The sequence below is a fragment of the Acinetobacter sp. GN11 genome (assembly GCF_054823985.1).
Map to the genome: position 1 here is coordinate 1 of NZ_JRVL01000108.1, position 9,103 is coordinate 9,103.

Below are 9,103 nucleotides of genomic sequence, written 5' to 3' on the forward strand. Positions count from 1 at the left end.
CTACCATTTGCCAAAATTGAGCATATTGGTTCGTCTTCAATACCGAATGCAATTTCAAAGGGTGATTTAGATATTTATATTGAAGTTAAGCCTGATCAGTTCGAATTCGCAATCGAACAATTAAAAAAGCTAAACTTTATAGAAAAACAAAACACGCTGAGAACACATGAACTTTGTATGCTTGAATCACTCAATAACGATGATGTTGCTTTTCAAATTGTAGTCACAGGTTCGAAGTTCACATTTTTCTTAACATTTAGAAATAAGCTTATCGCTTCTCCAGCACTGGTCGATGAATATAATCAATTAAAATTACAGTGTAGTCATTTAGATCACGATCAATATAGAGCAATAAAATCAGATTTTATTACTCGCATTTTGAAACATACATAATTTTAACGACAGTCATCCTTATTGATATCTAGCTAAAATTGGCTCCTGTAACCCCGTTTTTTTTGATACCATTCACTATTTGATTCTGTCTAAATTTTCTTTGTCTATGACCTCTTCTTATCAACAACAACTTCAAACTAAAATTGACCGCATTACTGCCCAATTTTCTGAATTCACTCCACATACATTAGAAGTGTTTGAGTCACCTGAACAACACTTCCGTATGCGTGCTGAGTTTCGTATCTGGCATACAGAAAATGACATGTTCTATGCCATGTTTGAACGTAATGATGATGACAAGCAGAAAACAGTTGTACGCATTGATGAGTTTCCTATTGCAGACCAAAGCATTAATGATTTAATGCCAAAACTTTTGGAAGAACTTAAAGCGGAACCCAAGCTTTCTAGCCGTATATTTGAAGCTGATTTTCTTGCAACACTTAGCGGAGAAATGTTAGTCACATTAATCTATCACCGCAAACTAGACGAAGAATGGGAACAAGCTGCTAAAGCGCTTGCTGAAAAATTAGACATTAAAATTATGGGCCGCAGTCGTGGCCAGAAAATTATTATTGGTGATGACTTTGTTGTAGAAAAATTTGAACTTTTAAACCGTTCATTTAAGTATAAACAAATCGAAAGTAGCTTTACTCAGCCAAATGCACAAGTTTGCAAAAAAATGCTGCAATGGGCATGCGATGCAGCTGAAGGATCGGAAAAACACTTATTAGAACTCTACTGTGGTAACGGTAACTTTACCCTTCCACTTTCTTTAAAGTTCGAACGAGTGCTCGCTACTGAACTTGCAAAATCTTCCGTTTATGCTGCTCAATGGAACATCGAACAAAACCAGATTGATAATATTCAAGTAGCCCGTCTTTCAGCCGAAGAGTTTACTCAAGCCTATCAGGGTGAACGCGAATTCCGTCGCTTACAAGAAGCGAATATTGATATCCAGAGTTATGACTTTGATACCGTATTTGTTGATCCTCCACGCGCAGGGATTGATGATGAAACTTTGAAATTATTACAGGGCTTTGAGCGTATTATTTATATTTCATGCAACCCAGATACGCTGTATGAGAACTTAAAAATATTAGGTTTAACTCACCGTATTACCAAGTTTGCTTTATTCGATCAGTTCCCATATACCCATCATGTTGAATCAGGTGTATTACTTGAAAAGATTTAAACAAAATCTTTCATTGTAACGTTTTAAGTAAGGAGGTTTTATACCTCCTTATTTTTTAATGATTTTTTATTTATCTATTTAAATTTTCAAAAAATATCAAGTCATCTATCCGTCATAATTTCGTTTAACTCGAGCATTCCTATCGAAAATTCTTGAGTTCAATTGGTGGATTTATCACTTATAGAGACTTGTATTTTATTTTAAATTGGCTATATTTCGAGCTATGTTAAGTTGTATATGAAGGCTCTATGAGTTTTTGGCAAAAGCTGTTCTTGGCAGATCAACAGCATAACGAGCATAAAAACCAAACTGCTTGTGTTGAAAATGACTGCTCATGTAAAACAAATGAACAACTTCTAAGTGCGCTAGCGCTAGCAACAGATGAAGATGTCATTAAGGGAATTAAAAAAGTTCTTATTTCCCGTGGTTATAGCCGAAAAGAGTTAAATGAACTCACTCAAAAACCATCTATTCACTAATAAAAAAAGCCAGTCTTGTACTGGCTTTTTTTATATTTCACTTTAATCGACAACCTGTCTGGTCGACTAAACCAACAATTGGGCCCATTTCAAATAGTTGATCATTACGCTTTGTCTTTTGAACATATAAACTAGAAATAGAACCATCAAGATATAAAGCCTGCTCCACCTTAAGATTTCTTTGAAAGAACTGAGCAAACTTGTAGAAACTCACGGTATTCTTCGATATTACAAAGTAGAGTTTATTATTTCGAATTCCGACTCCGTTACGAATTTTATTCGATTGAGAATCTGGTAAAAAAAGGAAATTTATCTTTCCATCAATCACTAACATCGGACCAGACTGTGTCGCATAATCAACGTTGAAATCGCGTTTACTATATTGCTGCGTTGTTAAAATGAAAGCCTGCTTTTTATTCCAAGCTAACACTCCATTAGGCTGTAAAAAGAAGTTTCCCAATCCTTTATTTTCATTTAATGGCTGAACCACCTTAGCTTGTTCAACATAAAGCCCTACTGGAGAAAATCCGGGATGGAACATTCCTGCATTCATTGCGAAGGAAAGTCGCTCACATTGTTTTAAATTTTTCTGAATATTATTAAAGCTTTTGTAATATTGTTGATTATTGGAATTCTTAAGGAACAAACGCAACTCTTTTAAATTGCTAATTGCAACCACATCATATTGGTCACCTTCTGCTGTTTTAACTTGCTCGTGTTCTATAGCGTAGACAGACTGAATCAAAAGCCCATATATCGTTAAGAACCACATCAACCATTTCATTTAATACCACCAGCCATGACATTTTTTCTTCATATTAAACCTTTAAATTATATACAATAAACGCAAATAGATTGAGTATGCACCGAACTCATTCATTCGACGTAATCAATACACTCCACATTGCTGATATTGGTTATAATGGTTAGCAGCTTTTCAATAAAAGCCATCTACACTTTATTGGATCAGCGTAAGCATGCAGCAACCGAATAAGCGCTACCCTTTAGGGGCTCATCTCATCGTAAAGCATCTCGGCTATAGCCATCATGGTATATATGCTGGGAGAGGTCGAGTTATTCATTATTCAGGCTTAGCGCATTTCATCAAGAAACGCCCGATTGAAATCACTTCAATAGATGCTTTCTCGCATGGCAAAAAAATTCACGTTCGCTCTTATGACACTCCACGCTATAAAGGAAAAGCTATCGTACGCCGGATGCGTTCACGTATGCATGAAAACCACTACCATCTGATTATTAATAACTGTGAACATTTATGTAGTTGGGCAATCACTGGAGTCGAAAGTAGCACCCAAGTTGAACGTATGATGCATCGATTAACGACCATTGGATATGTAAGCTCAATCATGAGCTATATGAATGGTATGATGCTCACTGTGGCAACAACATGTTTTGCTCTTGTTCTTTATATTAAAAAGAAATTACGCGATCAGGCAAAAATGAAGGTTCCTACTTACCAATTCCTAAGAGAAAAATCTGAAAAAAGGAATATTGATCCTTCAGTCCCTTTAGTATTCATAGATCCTGATAAAAAAGAACCCATTTAACAAAAAAGCCCTCAAAGATGAGGGCCTTTTAGAAAACTTAAAACTTATTTTTTATCAACTTTTGCTTCAGTTGTAATGTTTACAGTGATTTTATCACCCACATTCGGCACATAGTTTCCTAGACCAAAGTCAGAGCGCTTGAATGAAGTTGTGGCATTGAAACCAATCGCTGGAACTTTTGCCATTGGGTGTTCGCCTTGCTTGTTTAAAACAGCGTCAAGTACGACTGGCTTAGTTACACCTTTAACAGTTAAGTCACCAGTAATTTTAAAGTGCTTTTTGTCTTTGGTTTCAACTTTAGTACTTTTAAAAGTAATGTTTGGATATTTAGCTGCATTAAACCAAGCTTCTTCTTGGAACTCTTTATCCAAAGCAGGAACGTTTGTATTTACACTGCTTAAAGGGATAGTTACATTTACAGATGAGTTTACTGGTTTAGCATTATCAACTTTAATTACACCTTGGATATCCGAGAAGTTAGCGCTTGGCGTAGAGAAACCAAAGTGATTCCACGAGAAAACAGTAGCTGTATGTGTTGGATCAATTTTATAGTCCACCGGCGCAGCTAAAGTAACTGAACTAGCCAATGCTACTGCCAAACCGAAGCTTAATGTTTTAAGATGCATTTTTCGTATCCTTTATTGATATAGTCGTTAGTGTATACATCAAGTAATTTAATTCACTATTCTTTATAAAACGATATGTTTCATCCATGCAACAATAAAAGCGTTACAGTTATTATTTAAAAACAATATTATAAAGTACAGGTACTTTCGTACCGTGTTTAGATTCTCAAATTAATTCGTTTTTACTTCGACTTTATTGATCAATAAAAAGGTAAAACATGGCTAATACTGCTCAAGCACAAAGTACTTCTACTCCATATCGAGTAACTCTGACCGATCCTTCAGGTCACCAATGGTTTGCTGATGAACCTACAGATAAAGGTGGGCAAGATACTGCTCCAAACCCAGTTCAAATCTTACTGTCTGCTTTAGGCGCTTGTACCACCATCACATTAGAGATGTATGCGAATCTTAAAGGCATTAAAATTGATCATGTTCAAGTTGATTTAGCATTAAACCCAAATGGTGAACCAGAGAAAGGGCAAAATAATATTGAACGCAAAATCACGCTTAAAGGTGAATTCACGGAAGACCAACACAAGCGCTTATTAAAAGTTGCTGAAAACTGCCCTATTCATAAATTACTGACGTCTCAAATTAATATTCAAACCGAACTTAGCATTTAATTTTCAAATATAAAAAAAGCGCTCTATGAGGAGCGCTTTTTACACTACTTTAATATTTAAGCAGTTAATTCTTTTACTGCTGCAACAACAGCTTCAGTTGTAATACCAAAGAATTGGAACAAATCTTTGGCTGGTGCAGACTCACCATAAGTTGTCATACCAATTACTTTGCCATCAAGACCAACAAACTTCCACCAGTAGTCAACATGAGCTGCTTCAACTGCAACACGTGCACGAATATGAGCTGGTAATACAGCTTCACGATATGCAGCGTCTTGTTTCATAAACTCTTCTGCACATGGCATAGAAACTACACGCACGCCGTCAAGTTGAGCATAAGCTTCCATTGCTAAAGAAATTTCAGAACCAGTTGCAATAATAATTGCTTTCAATTCGCCTTTTTCTTGAGCAAGAACATAACCACCTTTTGCAACATTTTGAATTTGTTCTTCAGAACGTGTTTGGAATGGTAAGTTTTGACGAGAGAAAATAAGTGCTGTAGGGCCATCTTTACGCTCTAGAGCAGATTTCCACGCAGTAGCAGTTTCTACAGTATCAGCAGGACGCCATGTATTTAGGTTCGGTGTACCACGTAAAGAAGCAATTTGTTCGATTGGCTGGTGAGTTGGACCATCTTCACCTAGACCAATTGAGTCATGTGTATAAACATGAATTACACGTTGTTTCATCAATGCAGACATACGTACTGCATTACGCGCATATTCCATAAACATTAAGAATGTTGCAACGTAAGGAACAAAACCACCATGCAATGCAACGCCATTTGCAATTGCAGTCATACCGAACTCACGTACGCCATAGTATACGTAGTTACCAGCTGGGTTTTCTTGAATGCCTTGGCAACCTTTCCAAAGCGTTAAGTTAGAACCAGCTAAGTCGGCAGAACCACCTAGTAATTCAGGCAATAAAGGACCAAATGCTTGTAATGTGTTTTGGCTCGCTTTACGTGTTGCGATGGTTTCGCCTTTCGCATTTGTTTCACGAATGAATGCATCTGCTTGTGCTGCAAATTCTGCCGGTAAGTCACCGCTAATACGACGAAGTAACTCAGCTGCTTCAGTTGGATATTTTGCTTGATACTGTGCAAATACCGCATCCCAAGCTGCTTCAGATTCAGTACCTTTTGCTTTCGCGTCCCATGCAGCATATACATCAGCAGGAATAACGAATGCTTCTTCTTTCCAGCCTAATGCTTCACGAGTTAAAGCAATCTCATCTTTACCTAGTGGTGCACCATGGCAGTCTTCTTTACCTTGCTTATTAGGTGAACCTAAACCAATAATGGTTTTACACATAATAATGGTTGGTTTTTGAGTTTCAGCTTTAGCTTCGATTGTCGCTTGACGAATCGCATCAGCATCATGCCCATCTACACGAAGAACTTGCCAACCATAGGCTTTAAAACGCTCTTCTGTATCATCGCTGAACCAGCCTTCTACTTCACCATCAATTGAAATGCCATTATCATCATAGTAAGCAATCAATTTACCAAGCTGTAAAGTACCTGCTAAAGAACATACTTCGTGAGAAATACCTTCCATTAAACAGCCATCACCCAAGAAACAGTAAGTGAAGTGGTCTACAACGTTTAAATCATCTTTATTGAACTGAGCAGCTAAAGTCTTTTCTGCTAAAGCAAAACCAACAGCGTTTGCAATACCTTGACCTAAAGGACCAGTCGTTGTTTCGATACCAGGTGCATAACCATATTCAGGATGACCTGGAGTTCTAGAATGCAATTGACGGAACTGTTTTAAATCTTCAATTGAAAGATCATAACCTGTTAAATGAAGCAAAGCGTATTGCAACATTGAACCATGGCCGTTTGATAAAACGAAACGGTCGCGGTTCGCCCATTGTGGGTTAGTTGGGTTGTGATTTAAAAACTCGCGCCAGACGACGTCAGCAATATCTGCCATCCCCATTGGAGCACCAGGATGCCCTGAGTTTGCCTGTTGCACAGCATCCATTGCCAATACACGAATTGCATTTGCAATACGACGTTCGTTTAAAGGGGTCGTCATAAGATCAGAATCCAATTTTAATAGATTGATGAAAAGAAGAAGATGAATAACAATTCAATGCCGCTATATTGTCTTAAAAAAAAGGCTGAGGGTAAACCCCAACATAGTATATTTCTTTATTTTTAACCGTTTCTTGGTTACACAAAAAACATTTGGACCTTTAAGTTATACAAAACAGTGCTCATTTTCTTAAATGCGGCTTCCATATGCGAGCAGGCAGCTCTATTAGACTTTGATATATAGATAAAATATTTTGAAATCTCTATGTAGGTCGATCATGTTTCTTTTCTTTAAAATCCTACTTAATAAAACATAACCTTTTTGTTAATTCATATGTCTAAAAAACACCCTAATTACGTGTTATTAAAATACCAATACTTTAAATAAACATTCTTTATATCAATTTTACTAATACACTTATCAATTAAAACACAGTATAAATGAAACAAATTCATGCTTTTTGGTCAGTATGAACTGGTCCTCAAGCTCAAGTCGATGTAACATATTATGTCTTTTGAAATAACCAAGATAGGACTTTCATGCGCGAGTACGCTGTTTTTACCTCGGAATCTGTAAGCGAAGGTCATCCCGATAAAATGGCCGACCAAATTAGCGACGCTATTTTGGATGCAATCTTAAAAGAAGACCCATACGCACGTGTTGCATGTGAAACACTGGTAAAAACAGGCGCTGTTGTACTTGCTGGTGAAGTAACAACGACTGCTAATATTGATGTTGAAGCTGTTGTTCGTAATACCGTTAACGGTATTGGATATCACCACTCTGATCTTGGCTTTGATGGATCAACATGTGCTGTAATCAATATGATTGGTAAACAATCACCAGAGATTGCGCAAGGTGTAGACCGCCAAAAACCTGAAGATCAAGGTGCCGGTGACCAAGGTTTGATGTTCGGTTACGCAAGCCGTGAAACAGATGTGTTAATGCCTGCTCCGATTTCTTATGCTCACCGTTTAATGGAACGTCAGGCTGAACTTCGTCGCTCAGGCGCACTTCCATGGTTACGCCCAGATGCAAAAAGCCAAGTGACTTTTGCATATGAAAATGGCAAGCCTGTACGTCTAGATGCAGTCGTTTTGTCTACTCAACATGATCCTGAAATTACTCAAAGCCAGCTTAAAGAAGCGATCATTGAAGAGATTATCAAGCCGATCATTCCTGCTGAAATGTTCCATGCTGCGACTAAGTTCCATATTAACCCAACGGGTATGTTCGTTATTGGCGGACCTGTGGGTGACTGTGGTTTAACAGGTCGTAAAATTATTGTTGATACATACGGTGGTATGGCTCGTCACGGCGGTGGTGCTTTCTCTGGTAAAGATCCATCTAAAGTTGACCGTTCTGCTGCATATGCTGGTCGTTATGTTGCAAAGAATATTGTAGCTGCTGGCCTTGCTGACAAATGTGAAATTCAGGTGAGTTACGCAATTGGTGTAGCAGAACCTACTTCAATTTCAATTAATACATTTGGTACAGCAAAAGTTTCTGATGAGTTGATTATTCAACTTGTACGTGATCATTTCGACTTAAGACCGTTTGGTATTACTCGTATGCTGGATCTTATTCAGCCAATGTATAAACAAACTGCGGCTTACGGCCACTTTGGTCGCGAAGGATCAGACACAGCATTTACATGGGAAAAAACTGATAAAGTTGAAGCTCTTAAAGATGCTGCTGGCCTTTAATATAAAGTCATAAAAAAGCCCGCCAATGAGCGGGCTTTTTTATAATTTAAATTTCATAATATGTAGGGTTTACTCTTCTAGCAACTAGCAACCATCCTTGATGCCATATCATTTTTATCTATGATCAAAATTTATTGCCTTGTCGTTTTATCATCCTGATTTAGCACATCAAGTAATGTTGACTGCATTGGCGTATCTTGATGGTTCTGGACATAAATATGGACAACTTTAAATACGACGACAACCGCTAGACAAGCCATCACACAAAACATCCACAAACCATATGGGCTTCGAATATGTTGCGAGCCACAATATGGACATGATTTATCAGTTGATGCCACAACTTTGTCGCAACACGCACAATGGTATTGATATAGCATAGGTAACCCTCCTTCCCTCATTTCAACCGTTGTTGTTTTAATAGGTTTGCTACATTTTTAATTTATACATCCTTTATATTTATCCTAT

The 9,103-nt window shown here is 37.5% G+C and carries 10 protein-coding genes; 6 read left to right on the forward strand and 4 right to left on the reverse strand.

The features are described 5' to 3' along the window. The 3 genes from NL42_RS11050 to NL42_RS11060 all read left to right on the forward strand — a co-directional run. Positions 1 to 393, forward strand: a 393-nt coding sequence (locus NL42_RS11050) for a GrpB family protein (protein ID WP_461312774.1), incomplete at its 5' end; no start/stop codon positions are given. 106 nt (positions 394 to 499) lie between these two features. Further along, entirely contained in the window at positions 500 to 1,585 is a 1,086-nt protein-coding gene (trmA, locus tag NL42_RS11055) for a tRNA (uridine(54)-C5)-methyltransferase TrmA (RefSeq protein ID WP_461312775.1), read from the forward strand. Between the two features lie 248 nt (positions 1,586 to 1,833). After that, a complete protein-coding gene (locus tag NL42_RS11060) occupies positions 1,834 to 2,064 on the forward strand; it encodes a hypothetical protein (protein WP_003651412.1) in 231 nt (76 codons plus the stop codon). Positions 2,065 to 2,101: 37 nt separating this feature from the next. Here NL42_RS11060 and NL42_RS11065 read toward each other — a convergent pair whose 3' ends face one another. After that, positions 2,102 to 2,848, reverse strand: a complete 747-nt coding sequence (locus NL42_RS11065; RefSeq protein WP_461312776.1) for a phosphodiester glycosidase family protein — start codon at positions 2,846 to 2,848, stop codon at positions 2,102 to 2,104. 193 nt (positions 2,849 to 3,041) lie between these two features. Between NL42_RS11065 and NL42_RS11070 the strand changes: the two genes are divergently transcribed. Further along, on the forward strand, positions 3,042 to 3,632 hold the full coding sequence (locus NL42_RS11070; protein ID WP_016138339.1) for a lecithin retinol acyltransferase family protein: 591 nt from the start codon (positions 3,042 to 3,044) through the stop codon (positions 3,630 to 3,632). A 44-nt stretch (positions 3,633 to 3,676) separates the two neighbouring features. Here the strand turns inward: NL42_RS11070 and NL42_RS11075 are convergent, their stop codons facing one another. After that, the gene (locus NL42_RS11075) at positions 3,677 to 4,258 is read right to left on the reverse strand and encodes a YceI family protein (protein WP_461312777.1); all 582 of its coding nucleotides are present in this window, start codon (positions 4,256 to 4,258) and stop codon (positions 3,677 to 3,679) included. Between the two features lie 218 nt (positions 4,259 to 4,476). Here NL42_RS11075 and NL42_RS11080 point away from each other — a divergent pair, with 218 nt between their 5' ends. Next, positions 4,477 to 4,884, forward strand: coding sequence for an OsmC family protein (locus NL42_RS11080; RefSeq protein WP_005304635.1), 408 nt, complete (start codon positions 4,477 to 4,479; stop codon positions 4,882 to 4,884). A gap of 56 nt (positions 4,885 to 4,940) precedes the next feature. On the opposite strand, the gene tkt is transcribed toward NL42_RS11080, so the two are convergent. After that, on the reverse strand, positions 4,941 to 6,929 hold the full coding sequence (gene tkt, locus NL42_RS11085) for a transketolase (RefSeq protein ID WP_446090567.1): 1,989 nt from the start codon (positions 6,927 to 6,929) through the stop codon (positions 4,941 to 4,943). A gap of 539 nt (positions 6,930 to 7,468) precedes the next feature. On the opposite strand from tkt, the gene metK reads away from it, so the two are divergent. Then, positions 7,469 to 8,635: a methionine adenosyltransferase gene (gene metK / locus NL42_RS11090; protein WP_016138342.1), complete on the forward strand. Its 1,167-nt coding sequence runs from the start codon at positions 7,469 to 7,471 to the stop codon at positions 8,633 to 8,635. A gap of 131 nt (positions 8,636 to 8,766) precedes the next feature. Here the strand turns inward: metK and NL42_RS11095 are convergent, their stop codons facing one another. Next, positions 8,767 to 9,015: a hypothetical protein gene (locus NL42_RS11095; RefSeq protein WP_016138343.1), complete on the reverse strand. Its 249-nt coding sequence runs from the start codon at positions 9,013 to 9,015 to the stop codon at positions 8,767 to 8,769. Positions 9,016 to 9,103 lie beyond the last annotated feature (88 nt).

What these genes read in the sequence shown, in the direction of transcription:
- NL42_RS11060 (WP_003651412.1), top strand. Translation starts at nt 1,834, where the DNA reads ATGAGTTTTTGGCAAAAGCTGTTCTTGGCAGATCAACAGCATAACGAG.
- tkt (WP_446090567.1), bottom strand. Translation starts at nt 6,929, where the DNA reads ATGACGACCCCTTTAAACGAACGTCGTATTGCAAATGCAATTCGTGTA.
- NL42_RS11065 (WP_461312776.1), bottom strand. Translation starts at nt 2,848, where the DNA reads ATGAAATGGTTGATGTGGTTCTTAACGATATATGGGCTTTTGATTCAG.
- NL42_RS11095 (WP_016138343.1), bottom strand. Translation starts at nt 9,015, where the DNA reads ATGCTATATCAATACCATTGTGCGTGTTGCGACAAAGTTGTGGCATCA.
- NL42_RS11080 (WP_005304635.1), top strand. Translation starts at nt 4,477, where the DNA reads ATGGCTAATACTGCTCAAGCACAAAGTACTTCTACTCCATATCGAGTA.
- metK (WP_016138342.1), top strand. Translation starts at nt 7,469, where the DNA reads ATGCGCGAGTACGCTGTTTTTACCTCGGAATCTGTAAGCGAAGGTCAT.
- NL42_RS11075 (WP_461312777.1), bottom strand. Translation starts at nt 4,258, where the DNA reads ATGCATCTTAAAACATTAAGCTTCGGTTTGGCAGTAGCATTGGCTAGT.
- trmA (WP_461312775.1), top strand. Translation starts at nt 500, where the DNA reads ATGACCTCTTCTTATCAACAACAACTTCAAACTAAAATTGACCGCATT.
- NL42_RS11070 (WP_016138339.1), top strand. Translation starts at nt 3,042, where the DNA reads ATGCAGCAACCGAATAAGCGCTACCCTTTAGGGGCTCATCTCATCGTA.